Origin of the sequence: Acinetobacter sp. SAAs474, from assembly GCF_032823475.1 — a bacterium.
Taxonomy (GTDB): Bacteria; Pseudomonadota; Gammaproteobacteria; order Pseudomonadales; family Moraxellaceae; genus Acinetobacter.
In genome coordinates this window covers 52096-77051 of sequence record NZ_CP127915.1, presented here as the reverse complement: position 1 = coordinate 77051, position 24956 = coordinate 52096, and the positions used below count along the sequence as shown (strand labels likewise).

The 24956-nt window shown below is 36.7% G+C and carries 21 protein-coding genes; 15 read left to right on the top strand and 6 right to left on the bottom strand.

Annotated features, from left to right (window positions below; all coding sequences use genetic code 11):
- Window positions 1–6: 6 nt before the first annotated feature.
- Together QSG86_RS01435 and QSG86_RS01430 are read right to left on the bottom strand one after the other, a co-directional pair.
- Window positions 7–1020, bottom strand: a complete 1014-nt coding sequence (locus QSG86_RS01435) for a class I SAM-dependent methyltransferase (RefSeq protein WP_317032540.1) — start codon at window positions 1018–1020, stop codon at window positions 7–9.
- A gap of 69 nt (window positions 1021–1089) precedes the next feature.
- On the bottom strand, window positions 1090–2460 hold the full coding sequence (locus tag QSG86_RS01430) for a uracil-xanthine permease family protein (RefSeq protein WP_317032539.1): 1371 nt from the start codon (window positions 2458–2460) through the stop codon (window positions 1090–1092).
- A gap of 174 nt (window positions 2461–2634) precedes the next feature.
- Between QSG86_RS01430 and typA the strand changes: the two genes are divergently transcribed.
- Window positions 2635–4470 carry a translational GTPase TypA gene (gene typA / locus QSG86_RS01425; RefSeq protein ID WP_317032538.1) on the top strand — a complete coding sequence of 612 codons (1836 nt, stop codon included), beginning with the start codon at window positions 2635–2637 and terminating at the stop codon, window positions 4468–4470.
- Between the two features lie 166 nt (window positions 4471–4636).
- Window positions 4637–5071: a large conductance mechanosensitive channel protein MscL gene (mscL, locus tag QSG86_RS01420; RefSeq protein ID WP_317032537.1), complete on the top strand. Its 435-nt coding sequence runs from the start codon at window positions 4637–4639 to the stop codon at window positions 5069–5071.
- A 94-nt stretch (window positions 5072–5165) separates the two neighbouring features.
- Here the strand turns inward: mscL and QSG86_RS01415 are convergent, their stop codons facing one another.
- Window positions 5166–5450, bottom strand: coding sequence for a peptidylprolyl isomerase (locus QSG86_RS01415; protein ID WP_317032536.1), 285 nt, complete (start codon window positions 5448–5450; stop codon window positions 5166–5168).
- An 8-nt stretch (window positions 5451–5458) separates the two neighbouring features.
- Complete coding sequence (mutM, locus tag QSG86_RS01410; RefSeq protein WP_317032535.1) at window positions 5459–6286, bottom strand: bifunctional DNA-formamidopyrimidine glycosylase/DNA-(apurinic or apyrimidinic site) lyase; 828 nt, start codon at window positions 6284–6286, stop codon at window positions 5459–5461.
- 337 nt (window positions 6287–6623) lie between these two features.
- Here mutM and QSG86_RS01405 point away from each other — a divergent pair, with 337 nt between their 5' ends.
- Window positions 6624–7733 carry an NADH:flavin oxidoreductase/NADH oxidase gene (locus QSG86_RS01405; RefSeq protein WP_317032534.1) on the top strand — a complete coding sequence of 370 codons (1110 nt, stop codon included), beginning with the start codon at window positions 6624–6626 and terminating at the stop codon, window positions 7731–7733.
- A gap of 300 nt (window positions 7734–8033) precedes the next feature.
- The gene (locus QSG86_RS01400; RefSeq protein ID WP_317032533.1) at window positions 8034–8960 is read left to right on the top strand and encodes an AEC family transporter; all 927 of its coding nucleotides are present in this window, start codon (window positions 8034–8036) and stop codon (window positions 8958–8960) included.
- Between the two features lie 106 nt (window positions 8961–9066).
- On the opposite strand, the gene QSG86_RS01395 is transcribed toward QSG86_RS01400, so the two are convergent.
- On the bottom strand, window positions 9067–9795 hold the full coding sequence (locus QSG86_RS01395) for a folate-binding Fe/S cluster repair protein (RefSeq protein ID WP_317032532.1): 729 nt from the start codon (window positions 9793–9795) through the stop codon (window positions 9067–9069).
- A 260-nt stretch (window positions 9796–10055) separates the two neighbouring features.
- On the opposite strand from QSG86_RS01395, the gene acnD reads away from it, so the two are divergent.
- The 7 genes from acnD (at window position 10056) to QSG86_RS01360 (ending at window position 17608) form a co-directional block, all read left to right on the top strand.
- On the top strand, window positions 10056–12662 hold the full coding sequence (acnD, locus tag QSG86_RS01390) for a Fe/S-dependent 2-methylisocitrate dehydratase AcnD (protein ID WP_317032531.1): 2607 nt from the start codon (window positions 10056–10058) through the stop codon (window positions 12660–12662).
- Window positions 12663–12831: 169 nt separating this feature from the next.
- Window positions 12832–12975, top strand: a complete 144-nt coding sequence (locus QSG86_RS01385; RefSeq protein WP_317032530.1) for a zinc ribbon-containing protein — start codon at window positions 12832–12834, stop codon at window positions 12973–12975.
- A gap of 558 nt (window positions 12976–13533) precedes the next feature.
- Window positions 13534–14829: an MFS transporter gene (locus QSG86_RS01380; RefSeq protein ID WP_317032529.1), complete on the top strand. Its 1296-nt coding sequence runs from the start codon at window positions 13534–13536 to the stop codon at window positions 14827–14829.
- Window positions 14830–15431: 602 nt separating this feature from the next.
- Window positions 15432–16097, top strand: coding sequence for a pseudouridine synthase (locus tag QSG86_RS01375; protein ID WP_317032528.1), 666 nt, complete (start codon window positions 15432–15434; stop codon window positions 16095–16097).
- 71 nt (window positions 16098–16168) lie between these two features.
- Window positions 16169–16528, top strand: a complete 360-nt coding sequence (locus tag QSG86_RS01370) for a ribonuclease E inhibitor RraB (RefSeq protein ID WP_317032527.1) — start codon at window positions 16169–16171, stop codon at window positions 16526–16528.
- A gap of 242 nt (window positions 16529–16770) precedes the next feature.
- Entirely contained in the window at window positions 16771–17085 is a 315-nt protein-coding gene (locus QSG86_RS01365) for a multidrug efflux SMR transporter (RefSeq protein ID WP_317032526.1), read from the top strand.
- A gap of 31 nt (window positions 17086–17116) precedes the next feature.
- Window positions 17117–17608 (top strand): methylated-DNA--[protein]-cysteine S-methyltransferase, encoded by a 492-nt coding sequence (locus QSG86_RS01360; RefSeq protein WP_317032525.1) that lies wholly within the window; start codon window positions 17117–17119, stop codon window positions 17606–17608.
- Between the two features lie 229 nt (window positions 17609–17837).
- Here the strand turns inward: QSG86_RS01360 and QSG86_RS01355 are convergent, their stop codons facing one another.
- Window positions 17838–18605, bottom strand: a complete 768-nt coding sequence (locus tag QSG86_RS01355; RefSeq protein ID WP_317032524.1) for a hydroxymethylpyrimidine/phosphomethylpyrimidine kinase — start codon at window positions 18603–18605, stop codon at window positions 17838–17840.
- Between the two features lie 102 nt (window positions 18606–18707).
- On the opposite strand from QSG86_RS01355, the gene QSG86_RS01350 reads away from it, so the two are divergent.
- The 4 genes from QSG86_RS01350 (at window position 18708) to QSG86_RS01335 (ending at window position 24860) form a co-directional block, all read left to right on the top strand.
- On the top strand, window positions 18708–19352 hold the full coding sequence (locus tag QSG86_RS01350) for an HAD hydrolase-like protein (RefSeq protein ID WP_317032523.1): 645 nt from the start codon (window positions 18708–18710) through the stop codon (window positions 19350–19352).
- A 1052-nt stretch (window positions 19353–20404) separates the two neighbouring features.
- Window positions 20405–20959, top strand: coding sequence for a type 1 fimbrial major subunit FimA (fimA, locus tag QSG86_RS01345; RefSeq protein ID WP_317032522.1), 555 nt, complete (start codon window positions 20405–20407; stop codon window positions 20957–20959).
- Between the two features lie 548 nt (window positions 20960–21507).
- Window positions 21508–22203 (top strand): fimbria/pilus periplasmic chaperone, encoded by a 696-nt coding sequence (locus tag QSG86_RS01340; RefSeq protein ID WP_317032521.1) that lies wholly within the window; start codon window positions 21508–21510, stop codon window positions 22201–22203.
- Between the two features lie 17 nt (window positions 22204–22220).
- A complete protein-coding gene (locus tag QSG86_RS01335; protein ID WP_317032520.1) occupies window positions 22221–24860 on the top strand; it encodes a fimbria/pilus outer membrane usher protein in 2640 nt (879 codons plus the stop codon).
- Window positions 24861–24956 lie beyond the last annotated feature (96 nt).

Below are 24956 nucleotides of genomic sequence, written 5' to 3'. Positions count from 1 at the left end.
ATATGATTAAACACAGGCATAAAGCACCTTAAAGCCATTTTGGTCTGTCATCACTTTACATTGACCAAAATGCTGTTCAATTAAAATGGGGTAATTGAGAAAGCGGTTGGCCACAATCCAGAGTTCACCATTTGAGTTTAGATAATGTTTTGATTGTGTACACAGACGTTCACTCGCATCGTAATGGGTATGAATACCTTGATGAAATGGCGGATTGCTGACAATGGCATCCAGTTCAGTCGGGAGATCGCTCAAATTTGCAACAGGGAGAAGTTGAAACTGAGTTGCATCAATGCCATTACGTTCAAACGTGAGCTGAGTTGAATACAGCGCAAAAGCATCAATATCTGACGCATAAATATAATTTTGCTGATTTAGCTTGGCTAAATAGCAAGCAATTACACCCGCCCCACAACCAAAGTCTGCGATTTTACCTGATTTTACCTGTTTGAGATACGGTAAAAGTACAGCTGTTCCAATATCAAGCTTGGCTTGACTAAAAACACCAGGTAATGCATAAACCGTTATTTTTTGTCCATTTACGTCAATATCATAATGTTTGATCCATTGCGTTAAAGACGTTTTCTCTTGTGGTATTGTTAGCGATGCTTGCCAGAATTGACAATGTCGAGCACTGTCCAGTTTAAGACATGGTCCAAGTACTTGAAGTTGTTTTGCTGCACGTTCAACACCACCTTTTTTTTCACCCACTAAGAAAACAGCGCTTTGGGTCGGAAAATGACTGGCAATTAAATGAAGAATATAATGCAGCAGCTCTTTAGATTTGGGGACAAAAATAACCACCTGATCAAAATCTTGTGATGCGAACTCAATCCCAAAATGAACATTGAAATCATTTTTTTTAAACGCAAGAAAATCAGCATAATTCCAAGTCCAAATACTGGCTTGAATATCTGAGCTGATCATATTAAGTAACTGATCATTCGGCGCATTAATAAATAATACTCGCCCCTGAAGATGATCTTGTTGTCGAATGACGACTTCACTTCTTGGATCCATATTTACCACTCATTCTCATAAAAAACACTGCTCAAAATTGCTTTGAACAGTGTGATCATGTTTATAAAATTACTTATGGGTTTCAGGTAAAACAATATTGAGAATTAATGCCGCAATACCGCCAGTGGCAACACCAGAACTAAAGATATTACGGAATAATTCGGGAAGATGTTCTAAAATTTGTGGTACTTGTGCTACACCTAAACCCAAAGCCAATGAAATAGCAATAATTAATAATGCACGACGATCTAAGCGGATACTGGATAAAATATTGATCCCAGAAGCAGCAACAGCCCCAAACATCACCATGACGGCACCACCCAGTACCGCTTGTGGTACAGCTTGGATCACGCCAGAAACAACAGGTAATAAGCCGAGAATAATCAATAATATGGCAATCCAAATACCAATATAGCGACTCGCTACACCTGTTAATTGAATGACACCATTATTTTGTGCAAAAACAGAACTTGGAAAAGTATTAAAAATTCCAGCTAAAAAAGAGTTAGCACCATTCACCAATACGCCACCTTTAATGCGTTGCATCCATTGTGGACCATCGACTGGCTGGTTAGATAGCTTGGAGGTTGCGGTAATATCACCAATTGCTTCAAGTGAAGTTACCAGATAAATAAAGGCCATAGGAATAAATAGACTCCAAGAGAAATCTAAACCAAAATGCATTGGTGTGGGAACTTGGATTAGTGGTGCATCTGCTAAGTTAGAAAAGTCTAGATGTCCCATAAAGGCAGCGAGAATATAGCCACACACTAAAGCAATTAAAATCGCTGAACTTTTAATCCAAGTGATACGAACGCGATTTAATAAAATAATCAGTGCCAGTACGGTACATGACATGATTAAGTTATCTGCATTGGCAAAAGTTTTATCGCTCATGGCCTGATAGCCACCCCCCATACTGATGAGTCCTTCTTTAATTAAAGTTAAACCAATCAGTAATACGACAATCCCGGTAACCAGCGGTGTAATCAGCTTTTTAATCCAAGGCAAGATTTGTGATACCCCCATTTCGATAAAGGCACCCGCAATGACGACACCAAAAATAGAGGCCATAACAGTTTCTACAGGTGTTCCTGCTGCCACCATTGCAGAACCAATTCCAATAATAGGACCAATAAAATTAAAGCTTGTACCTTGTACAATCAATAAACCGGCACCAAATGGTCCGACTTTTTTACATTGCAAGAATGTTGCAATACCAGAGATCACCAATGACATCGATAAAATCATATTGGTATCTTGTTTTGACACACCTAAGGCTAAACAGATTAATAAGCCAGGTGTAACGATAGGCACAATAATGGCAAGTAGATGTTGAAATGCGGCTAAAAATGCAATTAAAGGAGATGGACGATCATTTAATCCATAAACCAGATCAAGTTGATCTTTTTGATCTTGGGATTGATTTAAATCTGACATGAAATACAGCAAATAAAGGCGAGATGGCGGTATTCTAATCTGATTAGATTTATTTATAAAATGAAAAGCGCATGCTAAAGATAAAAAAATTGTTAATGTCAATAAACTGTCACTATAAAAAGTTAAGTTTTTTCTGTATAATTTGCCCTCAAATTTAAAGCGTATCGAATTTACATGTCAGATATTAAAACTCTTCGCAACATTGCCATTATTGCGCACGTTGACCACGGTAAAACAACTCTTGTAGATAAACTTTTACAGCAATCGGGTGCACTCGGTGAACGAGCGGGCGAGATTGAGCGTGTCATGGATTCTAACGCGCTAGAGTCAGAGCGTGGGATTACCATTCTTGCTAAAAACACTGCGATTAAATGGTTAGATAAACGTACTGATACAGAATACCGTATTAACATCGTCGACACCCCGGGACACGCCGACTTTGGTGGTGAAGTTGAACGTGTGATGTCTATGGTAGACTGCGTACTATTATTGGTTGACTCACAAGAAGGTCCAATGCCACAAACACGTTTTGTGACACAAAAAGCCTTTGCACGTGGTTTAAAGCCAATTGTGATTATCAATAAAGTCGATAAACCAAGTGCACGTCCTGATTGGGTGATTGATCAAGTATTCGATTTGTTTGATAACTTGGGTGGTACGGATGAACAACTCGACTTCCCAGTCGTGTATGCATCGGGTTTACGTGGTGTTGCTGGTCCTTCTCCTGAAGAACTTGCTGAAGATATGACACCATTGTTCCAAACGATTGTAGACATTGTTGAGCCACCAGCAGTCGATGTTGACGGTCCATTCCAAATGCAAATTTCTTCACTTGACTATAATAGTTTCGTGGGTGTAATTGGTGTAGGTCGTATTCAACGTGGTTCAGTTAAATTGAATACTCAAGTGACTGTAGTTGATAAAGATGGCAATACCCGTAATGGCCGTATTTTAAAAATCATGGGCTACCATGGCTTAGAGCGTATTGATGTTGAATCAGCTCAAGCAGGTGATATCGTTTGTATTACTGGTATTGATGCATTAAATATTTCTGACACAATTTGTGATCCGAAAAATGTTGAAGCATTACCTGCATTATCTGTAGATGAACCGACGGTATCGATGACATTCCAAGTCAACAACTCACCGTTTGCTGGTAAAGAAGGTAAATTTGTCACTTCACGTAATATTCGTGAGCGTTTAGATCGTGAATTGATCCACAACGTGGCATTGCGTGTAGAAGATACCGATAGTCCTGACCGTTTTAAAGTATCTGGTCGTGGTGAGCTTCATTTATCTGTTTTAATTGAAACCATGCGTCGTGAAGGCTTTGAGATGGGTGTATCTCGTCCACAAGTGATCATGAAAGAAATCGACGGTGAAATGCAAGAACCGTATGAAAATGTCACTTTCGATGTTGAAGAACAACATCAAGGTGCTGTCATGGAGCAAATGGGCCATCGTAAAGGTGAGATGACCAATATGGAAGTTGACGGTAAAGGCCGTATCCGTATTGAAGCAACCGTACCTTCACGTGGTTTAATTGGTTTCCGTTCTGAATTTATGACGATGACGTCTGGTACGGGGATTATGACATCAAGCTTTGCTCATTACGGTCCTGCAAAACAGGGTACTGTGGCAAAACGTCAAAACGGTGTACTGATTTCTATGGTTCAAGGAACTTGTTTGGGTTATGCATTGTTTACCCTGCAAGATCGTGGTCGTTTATTTGCTAAACCACAGCTTGAAGTGTATGAAGGAATGATCGTCGGTGTAAACTCTCGTTCAGACGATATGGTTGTTAACCCAACCAAAGCAAAACAGTTAACAAACGTTCGTGCTTCTGGTACAGATGAAGCATTAACCTTAACACCAGCTGTTGAGTTTACACTTGAGCAAGCACTCGAGTTTATTGAAGATGATGAGTTGGTAGAAGTAACACCAAAATCTATTCGTATTCGTAAACGTTGGTTAACTGAAAACGAACGTAAGCGTAATCGTAGTAAATAATCTTTTTGAAGAAAAGTAAAAAAACGCCAACAGTCAGTTGGCGTTTTTTTATATACCTTAATGTTAAAAGTTACTGAAAAAATTGAAATAATGAGTTGATATGACTGTGAGTTACAATCAGTCCTAATGAGATGAGCAGTCATTAAGAACATGATAGGAGATAAATATGGGTATGATTCAAGAGTTTAAAGCCTTTGCGATGCGTGGCAGTGTCATGGATTTGGCGGTAGGTGTCATTATTGGTGGCGCATTCAATAAAATTATTGATTCAACGGTCACTGATTTAATTATGCCATTTGTATCTTGGATTTTAGGTGGAAAGGTTGATTATTCAAACTGGTTTATTGTATTGGGTGATAATCCAAATAACATTAGTAATCTTGCTGCCGCAAAAGCAGCAGGATTAAATGTATTTGCCTACGGTAATTTTATTACGATTTTAATCAATTTTATTTTGTTAGCATGGGTGGTATTTTTATTGGTTAAATTAATGAATAAACTACATATTAAAGAAGATAAAAAGCCTGCTGCACCAGCCCCAACCCCTGAAGATATTGCATTATTACGTGAAATTCGTGATGAATTAAAACGTAAAAATTAATCATCTAGCGGTATGTTATCGTGATAAATATCTACTTACATCATAGAAAAAACGGCATATGATATGCCGTTTTTATGTTAAAAGAGACTGAGATTTAGAAATCCATACGAAATTTGATTTCGAGTAAATGCCAGCCAAATGGGCTTTTGATGGGGCCATGTAATTCATGCTCTGCAAGACTAAATACGGCTTTATCGATACTTGCAACCAGTTGTTTAGGTTTTACTTCACCTAATTCACCTCCTTTTTTTGCTGAGGGACAGGTAGAGTATTGTTTGGCAATTTTTGTAAAATCAGCACCATGCTTAATTTTTTGCCGTAGTTGTTCTGCCAAAGTTTTATCTTTGACTAAAATATGACGTACGATGGCCATTTTCATAAATCACCTCATTTACTTGCTTTGATGTTGATCAAGGGCTGACATTGTGGACAAAATACACTTGCACGTTGGCCTAATTTGATATTTTGTAAGGTTGTTTCACAATTGACACACATCTCGCCACTGCGGCCATACGCCAATAAGGTTTGTTGAAAATAGCCGTTTTCTCCCATAGCATTAGTATAGTCTCGTAGTGTTGAGCCACCCAATTGAATGGCTTGCTTGAGAATACGTTTAATTTCAATGACCAGTTGATGAATTTGTACAGTGGTTAGGGTTGAGGCAGGTTGGGCTGGATGAATACCTAAATTAAATAAACTTTCCGTGGCATAAATATTACCGACTCCGACAACAATATGGTTATCCATGATGGCCATTTTAATCGCTACACGTTTATGTTTGAGCTTTTCACTTAAATATACCGTATTAAATGTATCATCAAGAGGTTCTGGTCCGAGTGGATCAAGCAGTTTATGCTGTGTATGTGGATCTAACCAGATCAGGCAGCCAAAGCGGCGCGGATCATGATAACGTAATTCTAGATCAGCAAATTTAAAAATAATATGGTCATGTTTTTTTAATGCTTCATGGTGTTGGCATAATCGAAAGCTACCTGACATCCCTAAGTGCCACAGCATATGATGCTGTTCAAATTCAGCCACAATATACTTAGAGCGTCGAGATAATCGGCATAGTTTTTGTCCAACCAATTGTTGGATGTCTTCAGGAATGGGCCATCTTAAGCTGGGTTGTCGAACAGTTACAGCCAGCACAGTATGATCTAATAAAGGTTCTAAGCTAATTTTGGTGGTTTCGACTTCTGGTAACTCAGGCATAAGGCATCATCATGGTGAAACAATAGCTTTAATATTGGGTTAATGATCATGAAATACAAGCAATATTCAGCATGATCATAATGCTGAATAAAATGGCCGCCCAGCTAAAGAAAGTGGATCAAGGTATTTAAAACATCACTTAACTGCTGATGATTTAGGTGTTTTATGAGAAAAATTGTTATGATATTGTAGGATTAATCGTAAAATTAATTTGTTTTTATCGTAAAGCGAGAAAGTGACAAAATAGTTAAGGTAAAGCAGCTCAAATATAGCTTAAATGATTAATGAAAACTATATTGGTGGATGTCAAATTACAAAATCAAGCGTAGAGGACAGTATGTCATTATTATTTCAAGCGATGCAATTGGGAAGTTTACAGCTCGACAATCGAATTATCATTGCACCGATGTGTCAATATTCAGCAACAGCGCAGGGCGAGGTGAGCTATTGGCATCAGCAACAATGGGCTAAATATGCTTTATCAGGTGCAGGATTATGTCTTATTGAGGCCACCGCTGTACATGCTGAAGGGCGTATTAGTTATGCTGATCTGGGCTTATGGAATGACCATCAAGCACATAAAATGCAGCAGCTTTTAGCTGAACTCAAATCGATCTCCCCTATGCCAATGGGCGTGCAATTAGCGCATGCTGGACGTAAGGCCTCTGTGCGTCGTCCATGGGAAGGAGGTGGACAATTACCTCCAGATAATCCTCAAGGATGGTTAACGGTCTCTGCAACCGATCTGCCTTTTCATACTACAGATGTTCCACCTCATGCATTAACTGTTGCGGAAATTCACACGATTATTCAGGATTTTGTTGCAGCAGCGATTCGAGCTGTTGATGCCGGTTTTGATATTATTGAGATACATGCAGCGCATGGGTATTTATTACACCAATTTATGTCACCTTTAACCAATCAGCGTACAGATGGTTATGGGGGTGGTTTTGCTGAACGTATTCGCTTTACTTTAGAGGTTTTTCAGGCGATAAAGCAGGCTTTACCAGCTCACTATCCTGTTGGTGTACGTATTTCGGCAACAGATTGGGTTGCTGAACAGCCGAGTTGGGATCTTGATTCATCTATTTTATTGGCACAGCAATTAGAGCAATTAGGTGCAGCCTATATCCATGTATCGAGTGGTGGTCTAGATGCACAACAAAAAATTGAAGTACAGCCAGGTTATCAGGTACCATTTGCACATGCGATTAAGCAATATGTGCAAATCCCGGTCATTGCTGTTGGATTAATTACTGATCCAATACAGGCAGAAGAAATTTTGCAACAGCAGCAAGCAGATGCAATCGCAATTGCACGTGCAATTCTTTATGATCCGAATTGGCCATGGCATGCAGCAGCTGCACTGGATGAAAAAATTGCAATTGCGCCCCAGTATTTAAGATGTCAACCACATGGATTAAAGGATTTATTTCATTCTTTTTAAATATTGGCGTGGATAGCGACTTTAATTAATATGGGATGATTACTCCTGATGGATTGCTGTATTGCATGCTATCAATAGAATCCAATCAAGATTGTTTTGATCTATGATATTGATTGGATGACCACGCGGATAGATGACATTGTAACCCTTTGTGGTTTTAAAATGTGCTGATCCTGCGTGAGTCATCCCCCCCTCATTCTCTTGACTCTCATCTTTTTATCATTGAGTGTGATAAAGAGGGTTGCTGAATAGAATGCAATCACCTCATACGCTATCACTCGCTGTAAGGACATAATTTTAATGGTTTTGGCTGTCATTATTCCGATTTTTATTTTACTTTGTCTCGGATATTTATCGCTAAGACTCAGGTTATTAAATCAAATACAAATTGCGGCTATTGGCACATTTGTGATTAAAATTGCTTTACCTGCATTATTTTTTCAATCGCTTGCAGCAAAGAAACTTGATGAAATATGGTTTGCAGAATATTTCATCGTATATGCATCCATTACTTTTATTTTGTATGGTAGTGCTTACTGGCTGGTTTTAAAATATTTTCAATATAATCGTTCAGAAACATCCGTATTTTCACTGGGTGCTGCGATGTCGAATACTGGTTTAATTGGTACGGCAGTATTGACATTGTTAATGGGTGAAAAAGCCATGATGTATACCTCATTGGTGGTGATTATTGAAAGTGTATTGTTATTACCACTGGTATTAATATTGGCTGAAGTGGGTATGCAAACAAAGATGCCTGTTGCGATGATCATTAAAAATACCTTGTTGATGCTCGTTAAAAATCCTTTATTTATGGCCGTTGTATTGGGGATGAGCTGTTCGGTATTACAACTGACTATTCCTCATTATTTGGATGATGTATTAAAGCTTTTAGGGCAAGCTGCATCACCTCTGGCATTATTTGCAATTGGTGGTGGTATGGTGGGAATGACTTTAAAATATGTCAATTTAGCCAGTTGTTATATTGTTTTTTCCAGTAATATTTTAATGCCGTTGCTGGTTTTTTTAGGATTAAGTTATTTAACTGATGTAGATCAAGAAATGATTTATGCCGGTACGATTATTGCGGCATTACCAATGCCTACGCTATTTGCAATACTTGGACAGGTATATGGATTAAATGCCAGAGCATTAACACCATTATTGATGAGTACGATTTTGGGCTTTACCGTCATTAGTGGTTTAATTACACTTTGGTGGACCTAATATAAACCTGATCATCTTATTTCTAAACACCATGCTATAGGCTTACGGAGAGAAAATTGATCTTGTCAACTTTCCCTCTATTTGATTTATTATGATGAGTTTTATCCTATGCTTGAGGACGTGCTACATCACCATTTAGCGCATCAGGTAAGGCTAAGATCTGTACAGAGAGTAATTCAGCTAATGCATCAGGTTTGGCCACCACCAAAGCTTTATATCCATCGGTGATGGCAATACTATTGACCACCTCAACGTCTTTTGTGATCTCAGTTGCAGCGTCCGGTGTTGCGCCTTGACCTTGTATGAGATGTAACCAGTGTTTTGGTTTTGCTTTAAACCACAGACGAGCCACAATTTCTTGTCCCAAATAACAACCTTTATCGTAATGAACACCATCACGTTGATGTAGGCGTAACTCTTGTGGTTGGAATTTTTCTGAAGTGGCTGCACAAATCCATGCTTGACCACTTTCAATGGCTTGATGTTGCCATGCTGTGATATCTGTTGTTGTACTAGAGAATTGCGTATGTTCACCATCGATTAATGGATAAACCGTACCAATATTATCGAGTGTTGCTTTGGAAAAAGCGGCAAATTTTTTAATATGGCTAGCGAAGGCTTCACTCTGATCAGCAGTAACAATGATTTTAAAATGTTCAGTGTCAATTTTGTTTAACCATAAACCAAATTTTAAGCGACCTTTTAAGTTGCATATTCCTGTATAACGTGTTTGACCCTCAGAGAGTTGTTCGACATTTAATGTCACTTGACCTTGCAGAAATTTTTGTGCGTCTACGCCATTGAAAGTGAAAGCATGAAATTCAAGTGTGTTCATTTTTTAATCTCTATTGTCATGTCTAATACTAAAGAATAAGGTCTATTTTCCGCTATTTTTGAAAAAAAACTAGGGTTTGGAGCATGAATTATTTGATGATAATGATGATTTTATGATGATAATTGTATATTTCTATATAACTATTTGAAAAATAACAAATTTGGGAAATGATGTTTTGACAGTGTAGTATGCGATAAAAGTCATACAGCTTTATGAACAAAACAAGTTAATACACCGCGTGAAATACAGGCAGGTAAGCTATGAATAACAACTATCGTCAACCACTGAACAATACCCAGTTAGAATATTACAATGTGCGCCAAGCGATTGAGGATATTCAGCCAGGCGCCTATGACAAACTTCCTTATACATCAAAAGTATTGGCAGAACAGTTGGTACGTCGTTGTGATCCATCTATTTTGCAACAATCATTAAAAGAGTTAATTTATCGTAAGCAAGATCATGATTTTCCTTGGTATCCTGCGCGTGTTGTCTGTCATGATATCTTGGGACAAACGGCTTTGGTTGATTTAGCAGGATTAAGAGATGCCATTGCTGATCAAGGAGGCGATCCAGCTAAAGTAAATCCAGTTGTTCCGACACAATTGATTGTTGATCACTCTTTGGCTGTTGAATATGGTGGTTTTGATCCAGAAGCTTTTGCTAAAAACCGTGCGGTTGAAGATCGACGTAATGAAGATCGTTTCCATTTTATTGAGTGGACGAAAACAGCATTTGAAAATGTAGATGTGATTCCAGCCGGTAATGGCATTATGCATCAAATTAATTTGGAAAAAATGTCACCTGTCATTCAATCACGTGATGGCGTTGCATTTCCAGATACCTGCGTAGGAACAGATTCACATACACCACATACCGATGCACTTGGTGTAATTTCAATTGGGGTTGGTGGCCTTGAAGCTGAAAATGTCATGTTAGGTCGTGCATCATGGATGCGTTTACCCGATATCATTGGGGTTGAATTGGTTGGTCAGCGTCAAGCAGGTATTACTGCAACGGATATTGTCTTGGCATTAACGGAATTTTTACGTAAAGAACGTGTCGTTGGCGCTTATTTAGAATTCTTTGGTGAAGGAGCTGACAGTATGTCAGTTGGTGATCGTGCGACGATTTCCAATATGACACCTGAATATGGTGCCACAGCCGCGATGTTTTATATCGATCAAAATACCATTGATTATTTAACCTTAACTGGACGTGATGCTGCACAAGTTGCATTGGTAGAAACTTATGCCAAAGAAACTGGTCTTTGGGCATCGCAAATGCAGCAAGCACAATATCCACGGGTATTGCGTTTTGATTTATCTACGGTAACACGTAATATTGCTGGACCATCGAATCCTCATGCACGTGTATCTACCGCAGACCTTAAAGAAAAAGGTATTGCTGGTGTGGTAGAACAGCGAGATGATGGTTTAATGCCAGATGGTGCAGTCATTATTGCTGCAATTACATCGTGTACCAATACCTCTAATCCTCGTAATACCGTGGCAGCCGGTTTATTGGCGCGTAAAGCAAGACAGTTGGGCTTAACGCGTAAACCGTGGGTAAAATCATCATTTGCACCGGGCTCTAAAGCAGCAGCTTTATATTTAGAGGAAGCTGGTGTTTTACATGATCTGGAACAGTTAGGTTTTGGTATTGTGGCGTATGCATGTACCACCTGTAATGGTATGTCTGGTGCGCTAGATCCAGTCATTCAGCAGGAAATTATTGATCGTGATTTATATGCGACAGCGGTACTTTCTGGAAATCGTAATTTTGATGGTCGAATTCATCCTTATGCCAAGCAGGCATTTTTAGCATCGCCACCATTGGTAGTTGCTTATGCAATTGCAGGAACGATTCGTTTTGATATTGAAAAAGATGCTTTAGGTACTGATTCACAGGGTCAACCTGTTTATTTAAAAGACATTTGGCCTTCAGATGAAGAGATTGATGCTTTAGTAAAAACATCAGTTAAACCTGAACAATTTCGCCAAGTTTATATTCCAATGTTTGATTTGGGTGTAACTGAAAAATCAGCAAGTCCTTTATATGATTGGCGTCCGCAAAGCACTTATATTCGTCGTCCACCGTATTGGGAGGGCGCTTTAGCTGCACCTCGTACATTGTCTAAAATGCGCCCATTGGCAATTTTAGGTGATAATATTACCACTGACCATTTATCGCCTTCAAATGCAATTGTATTAGACAGTGCTGCGGGTGAATATTTAGCAAAAATGGGGTTACCAGAAGAAGATTTTAACTCTTATGCAACTCATCGTGGGGATCATTTAACTGCACAGCGTGCAACCTTAGCCAATCCAAAATTGTACAATGAAATGGTTGTCCGTTCAGATGGTACAATTAAACAAGGTTCTAAAGCACGTGTAGAGCCTGAAGGTGAAGTGATGCGCATGTGGGAAGCGATTGAAACCTATATGAACCGTAAGCAGCCGTTAATTGTGATTGCTGGTAAGGATTATGGTCAAGGTTCAAGCCGTGATTGGGCTGCTAAAGGTGTTCGTCTTGCAGGTGTTGAAGTGATTGTTGCCGAAGGTTTTGAACGTATTCATCGTACTAATTTAGTTGGAATGGGGGTTTTACCATTAGAGTTTAAACCAGGCACAGATCGTAAAACTCTAAAATTAGATGGTACTGAGTTATACAGTGTAATTGGAAATATTGCTCCACGCTCTGATTTAACTTTAGTGATTGAACGTGCAACAGAGCATGGACAAAGTCAAGTGATAGAAGTTCCTGTAACCTGCCGTTTAGATACCGAAGAAGAAGTTCATGTATATGAAGCAGGTGGTGTATTACAGCGTTTTGCACAAGACTTTTTAGAAGGTCAAGTTGCTTAGTGAGCTAAGAGCATCATTGCAATATCATCATCAAGCGCTATTGATGACTTGATGATGGTGCAAAATTGCCACAGATTGATCTATATATTATTAGACTAAATGGCTAATTGATCTTCATCACAATTGGATTATACTCAATGGACCATTTCTAATCATATGGAGAACAAAGATGGTGAGTGCTGGTGAAAAACCTGGAACAGGCTTCTATTTTTGTGTGCAATGCGGACATCGTATCTTCTTAGAAATTGGTACAGATCGTTTACCCCCGTGTACCAAATGCTTTTGCACCCAATATAATGATAAGGTTGCTTAAGTCTAAGCCACACGATTATAAACAGCAGATCCTGTTTTAGAATAAATAAAGCCCTATTATCCAATAGGGCTTTTTATATAGATATGTTAAATATTCTGATGGTATATTTTGTTTATTATTATATGACTTTAATCATGGCTATAAAAATAAGTCGTCAAATACAAAAAAAGAATTTTTTTTAAATCATGATCAAAATACCTAATATTTTAATTTTTAGAAAAATTAATGAGTTTTAAAGTATATTTCGATTAAATTTAAATATTTAAAATATAATAATAAATAAATCAAGAAATTGTATTTAATTTAAATTCAAAATAAGTAGTGGTTTGATATTGTATCTGTGTTTTGGCATGGTTATTGTTAATAAATTTTAAACAATATTAAGTTCATCTCAGCTAAGGTTGATCAATAAATATGTATTTATTTGATTAAATATTAGTTTGTAAATGTAACGTTCAATGGTTTTTTGATTGATTAAACTTAACATGCAAATCAGTGTTGAAATTGATGACACTGTATGGAGATAAGTTTTTCGATAGAGAAGATAGGGAATAAATAATGAGCGAAGCGATTTATAGTCAAGAAGAAAAACGTAAACGTATTCGAGGAATTATAGGTGCATCCTCCGGAAACTTGGTCGAATGGTTTGATTTTTATATTTATGCTGTATTTGCCATGTATTTTCAGCATGCGTTAACTGCACCGAGTATGAGTTCATCAACCCAAGCTGTATATGTATGGGGAGTTTTTGCTGCCAGCTTTTTTATGCGTCCAATTGGGAGTTGGTTATTTGGCCGAATTGCCGATAAACATGGTCGTAAAAAATCGATGGTCATCTCAATTAGTTTAATGGGCTTAAGCTCAATATTGTTTGCACTGTTGCCAACCTATGAGCAAGTAGGAATGGTAGCTCCTTTTCTGTTATTAATGGTACGTCTATTACAAGGTTTATCTGTAGGCGGGGAGTATGGTGCAGTTGCGACATATATGAGTGAGATTGCTCTAAAAGGTAGACGTGGCTTTTATGCGTCTTTTCAATATGTCACGCTATCTGGCGGCCAGTTGTTAGCCAGCTTATTGGGTGTGGTGCTTTTAATATTAATGAGCGAGCAGCAACTTATGGATGGTGGCTGGCGTATTCCATTTGTCATTGGTGGAATTGCCGCGATCATTTCTTTATTGGCACGCAGTCGCTTAGAAGAAACATTAAATAAATCAGAGGAAGATAAAGAGGTTGCAGGTAGTTTAAGAGAGCTGTTTAAACATCACTGGAAAACTTTTTTATTGGTGGTGGGATATACTTCGGCAGGATCACTCAGTTTCTATGTTATTACAGTATATTCAAAAACATATATGACCAATCTGGGGATAGAGGGCAAAACCGTTGGCTTAATGATGACAGTTGCTTTGTTGGTCTTTATGTTGTCACAGCCTTTCTTTGGCATGATTTCAGACCGGATTGGTCGCCGTGCTGCGATGTTGATTTTTAGTACATCGGTTGCTGTATTTATTTATCCAGTAATGGTCATTGCGATGCCGTATTTTAGCTACTCACCGTTGATTGTCACACTATTATTGATTTTTCTCATGTTGCTACTGAGTTTTTATACTTCAATTAGTGGGCTAGTTAAAGCTGAGATGTTTCCTCCTTATGTACGTGCACTTGGTGTTGGTTTTTCCTATGCCATTGGTAATGCGATATTTGGTGGTTCTGCACCAGCTGTTGCTTTACAGTTTAAAGGTGCTGGGATTGAGAATCTCTTTTTTATCTACGTGATTATCATGTTGATTATCTGCTTTTTCTGCAGTTGGGCATTACCAAAAGTGCCAGAATATTTAGATCAAGAACGTTAAAATTTAGATAAATGAACGGACTAAAGTATCAGGTTATGCAATACCATGGATACTTTAGTCGATTTTTTATCTAAGATCGTTTGATGAGATTGTATTAAATAAATTTCAAAAAACATTGTAATCATGCAAAAAAAAAGCTTATTTAAATTGAATTGAAAAAAAAATATGATCTAAAGTACTTTTTATGAAAAATATTTCAATTTTTTTTAAAAAAAAGCATTTCTTAGGAAATTAATTTCAGTCCTATCTAGTTATTATAAATCTCAAGGGTGTGACGGGAATCGAAAAGAGTAGCATGTTGTCAGCGGCGCAAAACGCGAGCACAATACTTACCCAAAAGGTCTCGATTCGGCTTAGGACGCTATAAATCAGAAATTTATAGGCAAAAAATCATCACTTACCAAGTTATGGTTGTTGAAGTAAACAGATACAATGTTTTTCCCTATATCCCCCCTTATTACGATTCAATAACAATTAAAAACAATTATCTTGTTTCACCGCTATTCTTTATTTCCCTAATGATTCTCAATTCTCGTTTTAATTCTGTTTGACAGTCATTCAGCAGCTTGATATTTTGCCATTTTTATTAAAATTGTGTCTGTATGCCTTTAGATCCTGATTTTATTTATATGCCGCCACAAGGTCGATTGTCGATTGTTTATGAAGATGATGATTTGGTTGTTATTGAAAAACCAGCAGGATTATTATCTGTTCCAGGGCGATTACCGGAACATCAGGACAGTGCCTATCTGCGTATTTTACAGGATTTTCCATTGGCTAAAGTGACACATCGTCTAGATATGGCAACCTCTGGTTTATTGATGTTTGCTAAGCATCGTGATGCGGAAGTTGCAGTTAGCAAAATGTTTCAAGCACGCGGTGTACAGAAAAACTATATTGCTTTAATTCAAGGTCAGTTACAGGATACAGGGGAGGTCGATGTTCCGCTCATTGCAGATTGGGAAAATAGGCCACGCCAAATGGTGGATTACAACATAGGTAAAACTGCCAAGACCCTATATCAAGCATTAGATTATGATGTACAACGTAATTTTACTCGAGTGAGATTGACGCCGATTACGGGGCGTTCACATCAATTGCGCGTTCATATGCTGCATATTGGTCATCCGATTCTCGGCGATCAGATTTATCATCCTGAGCCAAAACATGGACATTTAAATCGAATGGCTTTGCATGCTAGTGATTTAATTTTTACGCATCCTTTGCAAGCGATTGAAGTTAATATTCATGCGCATGTGCCTTTTTAGCTGGCTTTCAATCAAATTGATTTTACGTTAATCTAGCAGGAGCCAAATAAATAATACAATAAGGAAAGATAATGATACGTGATGACCAGCAATTTCCACACGATGACAATGGTGATGTACTTTGGCAGATGTATCAAGATGGTGATGATCTGAGTGAAGCGCATGAAATTGAGTATTCATTGGCCGTTCAGCATCAGCAATCTGCAGAGCGCTGTGCATTACATTTATTGCATCAAGATCAAAAAATAACCTTGAGTCAAGATGATGAGAGTGATATTTGGTTTATTACCATTTATCTCTATATGGAACCTATTTATGCAGATATCGTTGCTGTCGAACAATGGTTAACTGATATTGCTGATCAATATGATGCTGAATATGATGGCTGGGGATGTATGGCCTATGTTTATGATGAAGACGAAGAAGATTAAAACATCATAATTGATGATAAAGAGATGTCATTTTTGCGCTAAATCATGATCCATACCTATTCACTTTGAGGTATGGGTTTGGTCAGTTGTATGACATATATTATACTTTAATGATTATTTTAATGGTGGACGACCACCCTGAACAAAACAAATCTTGTTTTGTATGTCGCATTGCTACAGCTACTTTGAGCCATGTATTCAGAACATTAGTCAGGACGACCTGATCAAGGAGAAAGAATTTAATGGCTTGGATCGTTTTGATTTTTGCAGGTATATTTGAAATTGTTTGGGCCTATAGCATGAAGCTGTCGGAAGGCTTTAGTAAGCTTGGCCCAAGTATAATTACCATTATTTTTATGTTGCTGAGTTTTGCATTATTGGCCTATGCCATGAAATCGCTACCTCTAGGTACAGCATATACGGTGTGGACGGGTATTGGTGCAATTGGATCATTTTTGGTCGGGATCTTTGTACTGGGTGAACCAGCAAGTGCGATGCGAATGTTGGCAGCAGTATTAATTATTTCAGGTTTGGTTTTAATGAAATTGGCTGCATAAATGCAATAGAGAAAAAATTCTGGAGGGTTTGATGACATATGCCTATTTGGAGATGGACTCTCCAGTTGGACGATTGAAGTTGGTTGCCCATGAACAAGCATTACTGGCTGTACTGTGGCAAAATGAGCAGCCTAAACGTGTGCCATTACATAACTTACAACTTGATACATCCCATCCTATTTTGCTTAAAACACAGCAACAATTAAATGAATATTTTAATGCTCAACGTCAGGTATTTGATTTACCTCTAGAATTTCATGGTACAGAATTTCAAAAAAAAGTTTGGCAAGCATTGTTGATGATTCCTTTTGGTGAAACACGAAGTTATAAAGCAATTGCGGAACAAATCGGTAATGTTAAAGCAGTTCGGGCAGTCGGTGCAGCCAATAGTCGAAATCCAATTTCGATTATTGCACCATGTCATAGAGTTGTTGGCGTGGATGGTCGGCTGGTGGGGTTTGCAGGAGGATTGGATAATAAACAATGTTTATTAGCACTGGAACAGCAAGCTAATCAGATCTAATTTTTTATAAACAATAGTTTAATGAACATATCTCAACAAGTTTGGTTTTCTACGCATCAAGAACAGGAAATATTGCTTTATCAAATCATAAGTTCTGTTCGTTTTTTATTGGTATCGTAAAGGTGAGCTAACAACGTAACGAGTATATGACATTCGTGATAAGATCCGCGTATGTTTAATTATTAAACATACGCGGATCTTCTTTAATCTTACTGAATTTTTAATATATTTAAAAACGCTTAGGAATTTTTTGTCCATCTACTACAGGCGATTCTGCACGTTGTAATACCCCAAATAACCAAACCTCTGCATGTTGTACAGCAACTTTTAATGGATCACCTAGTGCTAAACGTCCAGCAATAAAACTGGCCAAAGAACATCCTGAGCCATGATATTCTCCTGGTAGTCGTGGACAGGTGGTGTCTGCAATAAGCTGATTATGTTCAAATAGCATATTGCGAATATAATCAGGTGTGTCTTCATGTCCACCTTTTACTAAAACGGCTTTAGCGCCCATTTTAAATAATTTTTCAGTGGCTTTTTGTAGGTCTTGTTCACCGCTCAGTGCACGTAATTCTACGGTATTTGGGGTAATTACCGTAGCAAGTGGAATCAGTTCAGCAAAGGCTTTGACCAATGTTGCTTGATTTCCCAATGAGCCGCCACTATTTGCCACTAAAACAGGATCTAATACATAAAGATAATCAGGATGTTGGCGTAAAAACTCTGCCAAAGCTGCAATATTATCTGTGGTACCTAACATGCCTGATTTTACACATTTAATCGGTAAATCAGTGACCACGGCATTGGCTTGTGCTAACAAAAGTTCTCTTGATGTTGCTTCAAAACCAAATACTTGCTGTGAGTTTTGAATAGTGAGTGCAGTACATGCGATGGCTGCATGAGCACCACTTTGTCCAATCGCTTCTATATCGGCTTGAAGACCCGCACCACCAGAAGGATCTAATCCTGAAAAACAAATGACTGTAGGGCGCACAAGCGTATCCTTTTAATTTAAAATAGGCTTAGTATAGGAAAAAATGACGAAAGTCTCGATAGTCTTTTTTTTATTTATTTTGGCATTAAAAAGAGTCGCTTTGTGATTAAAAATATATTACTAGATTTAGATGGTACTTTAACTGATCCTTATGTGGGGATTACAGCTTCAGTGCGTTATGCTTTACAGAAGGTGGGTCATCCTATTACAGCAGATACAGATTTAGATTGGATTATTGGTCCTCCTTTAAAGGCATCTCTAGCTAAAATTTTAAATGTTGAATTACATGATGATTTGGCTGAGCAGGCATTACTCGCTTATCGGGAGCGTTTTTCTGTCACGGGTTTATTTGAAAATCAACTTTATCCTGATGTGATTACAACGCTACACGCATTAAAAAATAAGTCGTATCACATTTTTTTAGCGACTGCAAAGCCGACGATTTATGCCAAGCAAATTTTGCAACATTTTGCTTTAACAGCATATTTTAATGGGATTTATGGCAGTGAGTTATCTGGTGAACGGACCAATAAAAGTGAGCTAATTGCCTATATTTTGCAGCAAGAAAATTTAAAACCAGCAGAGTCACTGATGGTTGGTGATCGTCAATATGATGTGATTGGTGCACGTGAAAATGGGTTGCAAGTGATTGCCGTTGAATATGGTTACGGCAATGCTATAGAACTGGATCAGGCACAGGCTAAAGTTCGAATCGCAACATTTGCCGATTTATTGCAATATTTATAATACTGTTGATGTACGGATATTCATCATCGTGAGCGTAAAATATTCTCTTTAGTGAAGAAGATCAATGAATGGCTTAAGGCCATACCACAAAGCATGACGCATAGTGTTGTATATCAAGACTATACACATTTTTAATTTATATTGAACGATGAAAGACTTTAAGCTTCATCTCAAAGACCAATATTATCAGATGCTAAATCCATAGGCATCCAAGATTAATTTTGTCTGGAATTATGTAAATGATTTGAGTTCCAACTACTTTACAATAACAGATAAACTTTTAAGCATACGATATTACTAACCACAGCAAAGGCACATCAAAAGCATGCAATTGATATCGTCAAATGCTACGAGCTGTTACTTAAGACTCAGTTATATACAGTAAATCCTTTAACAAAATAGATTGAACGAAACTTAAAAATTATTGTTATTTGATCACTTAGCATCTTAAATAAAAAAATATTTATGATTTAGGTTAATTTGATCTCACTTTTATTTATATTGGATATTTTTGTTGTATTTAAAATAAATATTATTATTTATTTTGGGTTTTATATTGGATATGATTTTTTAATCACGTTATAAAAATTCTAATAAAAGTGTTGAATAATGAATTGGTAGTGTGAGTGTAACTTAATAGAGAAAATAATTTTTTATTTTTATATTTAATAATGTGATTGAATAAACATTGTTAAATTTTTTTTTGAAAAAAATATCATTGTACTACGTAATATTTTTTAAATTTATCTAGACTATTATTAATTTATTAAGTATGATTTGTTTTTAATAATAAAAAATTAAATTGGTTATTATTTTATTAATATAATAGGTATCTATTGATATTAATTATTATTAAATAAACGATCTGAATTTTGCATAAGATTTTTTCTTTAAATCTATAAAGTAAGAGAAAAATCGTCATTAATTTTTAGTGTTATAAAATAAAAATATTGATGCTGTTTTACTTAAAAATGGATCATTATGAAAATAAAAGTTTATATTTTCTTAAGCAGAATTTAGATTAAATAATATAAAACTTTAGGTAGTTTAAAATGAAAAAACAAAATATCTCTCTGGTTATTTTAATGATGACAGTATTTGGTTGTACAGCTGTAAATGCAGCAAGTGTTGTTGTTAACGGTGGTACAATTCACTTTACGGGTGACATTATTGATGCAGCTTGTGCAGTTTCTGTAAATTCTGAAAATCAAACGGTTAAATTGGGACAATATCGTACAGCCACTTTTACTGCTGCGGGTGTTACAACAACACCAATTCCATTTAATATTGTTTTAAATGAGTGTGATCCAGCCGTATCATCATCTGCTTCAGTTGCATTTAACGGACAACAAGATTTGACCGATTCAACGCTTTTAGTTGTTTCTTCCAGTGGAAGTAATACAACTGTAGCAAAGGGTGTTGGTATTGAAATTAAAGATAGAAATTTCAAGGTATTACCTCCAGATGGTACAACCTATTCGACACCACATACCTTAACTAAAGGGGTAAATACGTTATTATTTACTGCCAATTATAAGTCTACAGCAGCATCTGTCACAGCAGGTAAAGCAGATGGAAATGCTACATTTACTATTAATTATCAGTAGATTCTAGCGCTGATTTTATTGATACACTGCATGTTTTTGATTAAATATGTAGTGTATTAATTATTTTTATATGAAGTAATGATTATATAGCTAGATTGAATTTTTAGGATAAATTTTAAGAAAATTAAGACATAGATATTAAAATATTTAATTTTAGGGCATTGTAACTCTAAGATGAGATCTAGTTATATTATAAAAATAATATTTTATATTTACTTAAGCGCTATTCGAAAAATATCTATAAGTGTTGATTTAATTTATACCTCTGATAAGAGGGAGAATAAGTTGTTAATCTGATTGTGATTAAAATAAAATATAAAATTTTAATTTTTTGAATAAAAATTATTATCTATAAGCTGGTTTTTTATATTTATAAAATATTTTGCAGATATCAAATTTTTATTTAACTTTAATATAAGAAATTTAATTTTAATTTGACTAATTGTTTATATAAGAGATAGTGAATTTAGTGATTATAGGTCTCTTTTATTTAATTTTTATTGGTGAAAATTTTATATTAAATTATTCACTTAAGGATTTATTGAATAATGAAAAAAAATTATAAAAATTTAATTTATATTTTTTTACTGATTTTTATCGCTATAGTAAGCACAGTAAATGCAGGTGGTGTTGCATTAGGTGCAACACGGATAATTTATGCCATGGATGCACGTGAAACTGCATTACAGATCACCAATAGCGATACAGAAAATAAATTTTTGATTCAATCATGGGTTGAGAGTGGTGATGGAAAGAAATCATCAGATTTTGTGGTTACACCACCATTATTTGTCATTAAACCTAACAGTGAAAATACATTACGTATTACCTATGTTGGTCAAGATTTACCTCAAGATAGAGAAACACTGTATTGGTTGAATAGTAAGTCTATACCGAGTATCGATTACAGTAAAATACAGGATATCAATGTATTGCAAATCGCAATTCTTTCCCGTATTAAACTGTTTGTCCGACCAGCGAACTTAGCCGTTTCTTATGATGATGCAGCTCAGCAGCTCATATTTAAAAAACAAGATGATCATCATGTAATCGTTGAAAATAATTCACCCTATTTTATAACCTTAGTTAATTTAAAAATACGAGAAAAAGAACTTTCTTCGATTATGGTTCCACCAAAAGACCAAGTGTTATTGGCTGTTCCTTATATGGCAGAGCATATTAGTTACCAGACTATTAATGATTATGGTGCAAGAACACCTTTAGCAACTGTGATTATTCAATAAAATTGAGAATTAATAATATGACTCGATGCTATGATCAAAAAAAATATGAAAATTATCTAGCATTTACGATAGGATGCGCAATATTTTTTAAATACACATCTGTTTATGCAGAGGAAACTTTCAATCCTGCATTTATTTCATCAGATATTGCTAGCGTTGCGAATCTTAGCCAGTTTGCACAGGGTAATGCTCAGCCAGAAGGAATTTATAAGGTCGATATTTATTTAAATAATGAATATTTAACCACACAATCTATGGCCTTTTCACAAAAAGTAAAAAATGACAGTGAAGTCAATGCTAATGCAGATGATACTGGATTAGAGCCATGTTTAACCAAAGAAAAATTAGAGGCGTTTAATTTAAATAGCAAAGTAATTCCCATTTTAAATGAAGTATATTCCTCTGAGTGTTTAAATTTACCTAAAATAATTCCAGAAGCCAGTGTACGTTTTGATTTTGAACAGCAACGATTATATTTTAGTATTCCTCAAGCTGCGTTAATACATACAGCACGTGGCTATGTACCCCAAGAACAATGGGATGAGGGTATTTCAGCATTTTTACTGGATTATAATTTTACGGGAAGTCATAGCGAAAATTATCTGAATAATAACAGCCTCAAATCCAATAACTATTATGCACGCTTAAATAGTGGCTTCAATATCGGAGCATGGCGTATTCGTAATGAATCCAGCTTTGTTTCCAATCAGAATGGCGATACCAATGTAGCTGATTGGAATAATATTAGTACGTATGCGCAAAGAGGCTTAAATACATTAAAGAGTACTCTAACTTTAGGAGATAGTTATACATCTGGCGAAGTTTTTGACAGTATTGGTATCCGAGGTATTCAACTAAAATCTAATGAGGAGATGTTACCAGAAAGTCAACGAGGATTTGCACCCACTATTCATGGTATTGCTAATAGTCATGCCACAGTTATCCTACGCCAGAATGGTTATATTATTTATCAAGCCAATGTAGCACCTGGTCCATTTGTGATTAATGATCTTTATCAAACTGCCAGCAGTGGTGATATTCAAGTTTCTATAGAAGAAGCAGATGGTAAGGTCAATCAATTTGTGGTGCCATATTCTGCCATTCCGATCTTACAACGTGAGGGACAATTCAAATATAGCTTGACTGCAGCTGAGTTTCGTAGTGGTCATATCAATAAAAATCAACCCAAATTTATCCAGGCAACAGCAAGTTTGGGTCTTAAAAGTGATTTGGGTTTAACCCTATATGGTGGGACCCAGCTTGCCAAAGATTATCAATCACTTTTGCTGGGTGGTGGGATGAATTTAGGCCAGTGGGGGGCTGTTTCTGCAGATGTTACCCATGCCGAAAGTACACTTGCAGATGATCGTCATCATCGAGGGCAATCGCTACGTTTTCTTTATGCCAAGTCACTCAATAATTTAGGCACCAATGTACAATTATTGGGTTATCGTTATTCAACAAAAGGATTTTATACTTTTGATGAAAGCACATATACGAAAATGAATAGTGCTTTGAATGATCAAAGTTCGAATAATTTATCCAGTAGTTCATTTTTAACTGGCTATGATTTAAACCATACTAAAAAAGGCAGAATCCAAGCCACACTCAGTCAACAGATCGGTAGGCTGGGCTCAGTGTATTTATCAGGTAATCGACAATCTTATTGGAATACCGATAAAACTACGGAATCGATACAGTTGGGCTTAAGCTGGTCTGGAAAAATAGCCAGCTATAATGCTGGATATTCATTTTCAAAAAGTCCATGGCTAGAAAATGATCATGGCTTTAGTTTTGGTATTTCTTTACCGCTTGACAAGTTGTTTAAGAAAAAGAACCCTGCTGCACCTTATACTGAAATAGGTAATACCGCTTATGCAAGCTATGCAGTGACATCTGATCGTCAAGGTAATGTCAATCAACAGCTTGCACTCACTGGGACCTTATTAAAAAATAATAATCTTAGCTACAATATATCACGTAGTTTTAATCAACATCAGCAAAATCATAGTAGTAATGTCGGTATAAACTGGCAGACTCGATATGGTCGATTGGATGTAGGATATTACTATTCTCCAGCTGAAAGAAGGCTCAATTATGGATTGAGCGGTGGCTTATTGCTGCATCGAAACGGTGTGACCTTGGGTCAATCTTTAGGGAGTACCAATGTGCTGGTTAAAGCGCCTGAGGCCAAACATGCTGCAATTGAAAATACCACAGGAATTCGTACTGATCGACGTGGTTATGCCATTGTGCCTTATGCTTCAGCGTATCGACGTAATCGAGTCGCCATTCAAACCACCTCATTAGAAAATCATATTGAGATTGATGAAACCGTAAAGAATGTGGTCCCTACGCAGGGTGCTGTTGTATTGGCAAATTATAGTGTGCGTATTGGGGTTCGTGCTTTATTAACCCTACTCAAAGCAGATGGCAAGCCTGTACCATTTGGTGCCAAAGTAAGCATCGTGGGTGGGAACGGACAAAGTGCAATTGTGGGGGATTTAGGTCAAGTGTATTTAGCTGGTTTAGCATTAAATGGCACGTTACATGCGAGTTGGGGAGAGCAGGCCAATGAACAATGTCAATTTGACTATCAGTTGCCTCCAGATAGCCAAACACGATCAATTAGCCATCTTCAAGTGGAGTGCAACTAATGTATCCAATTTATATAAAAATAAAATTTCTGCTTAATTTTAAGAAACTCTTACAAATTGTGGTGCTTACTTTTTTAACTCAATTTAGCTTAGCAG

Coding starts and splice junctions, on each gene's coding strand:
- QSG86_RS01435 (WP_317032540.1), bottom strand. CDS start 1,020: ATGGATCCAAGAAGTGAAGTCGTCATTCGACAACAAGATCATCTTCAG.
- QSG86_RS01430 (WP_317032539.1), bottom strand. CDS start 2,460: ATGTCAGATTTAAATCAATCCCAAGATCAAAAAGATCAACTTGATCTG.
- typA (WP_317032538.1), top strand. CDS start 2,635: ATGTCAGATATTAAAACTCTTCGCAACATTGCCATTATTGCGCACGTT.
- mscL (WP_317032537.1), top strand. CDS start 4,637: ATGGGTATGATTCAAGAGTTTAAAGCCTTTGCGATGCGTGGCAGTGTC.
- QSG86_RS01415 (WP_317032536.1), bottom strand. CDS start 5,450: ATGAAAATGGCCATCGTACGTCATATTTTAGTCAAAGATAAAACTTTG.
- mutM (WP_317032535.1), bottom strand. CDS start 6,286: ATGCCTGAGTTACCAGAAGTCGAAACCACCAAAATTAGCTTAGAACCT.
- QSG86_RS01405 (WP_317032534.1), top strand. CDS start 6,624: ATGTCATTATTATTTCAAGCGATGCAATTGGGAAGTTTACAGCTCGAC.
- QSG86_RS01400 (WP_317032533.1), top strand. CDS start 8,034: ATGGTTTTGGCTGTCATTATTCCGATTTTTATTTTACTTTGTCTCGGA.
- QSG86_RS01395 (WP_317032532.1), bottom strand. CDS start 9,795: ATGAACACACTTGAATTTCATGCTTTCACTTTCAATGGCGTAGACGCA.
- acnD (WP_317032531.1), top strand. CDS start 10,056: ATGAATAACAACTATCGTCAACCACTGAACAATACCCAGTTAGAATAT.
- QSG86_RS01385 (WP_317032530.1), top strand. CDS start 12,832: ATGGTGAGTGCTGGTGAAAAACCTGGAACAGGCTTCTATTTTTGTGTG.
- QSG86_RS01380 (WP_317032529.1), top strand. CDS start 13,534: ATGAGCGAAGCGATTTATAGTCAAGAAGAAAAACGTAAACGTATTCGA.
- QSG86_RS01375 (WP_317032528.1), top strand. CDS start 15,432: ATGCCTTTAGATCCTGATTTTATTTATATGCCGCCACAAGGTCGATTG.
- QSG86_RS01370 (WP_317032527.1), top strand. CDS start 16,169: ATGATACGTGATGACCAGCAATTTCCACACGATGACAATGGTGATGTA.
- QSG86_RS01365 (WP_317032526.1), top strand. CDS start 16,771: ATGGCTTGGATCGTTTTGATTTTTGCAGGTATATTTGAAATTGTTTGG.
- QSG86_RS01360 (WP_317032525.1), top strand. CDS start 17,117: ATGACATATGCCTATTTGGAGATGGACTCTCCAGTTGGACGATTGAAG.
- fimA (WP_317032522.1), top strand. CDS start 20,405: ATGAAAAAACAAAATATCTCTCTGGTTATTTTAATGATGACAGTATTT.
- QSG86_RS01340 (WP_317032521.1), top strand. CDS start 21,508: ATGAAAAAAAATTATAAAAATTTAATTTATATTTTTTTACTGATTTTT.
- QSG86_RS01335 (WP_317032520.1), top strand. CDS start 22,221: ATGACTCGATGCTATGATCAAAAAAAATATGAAAATTATCTAGCATTT.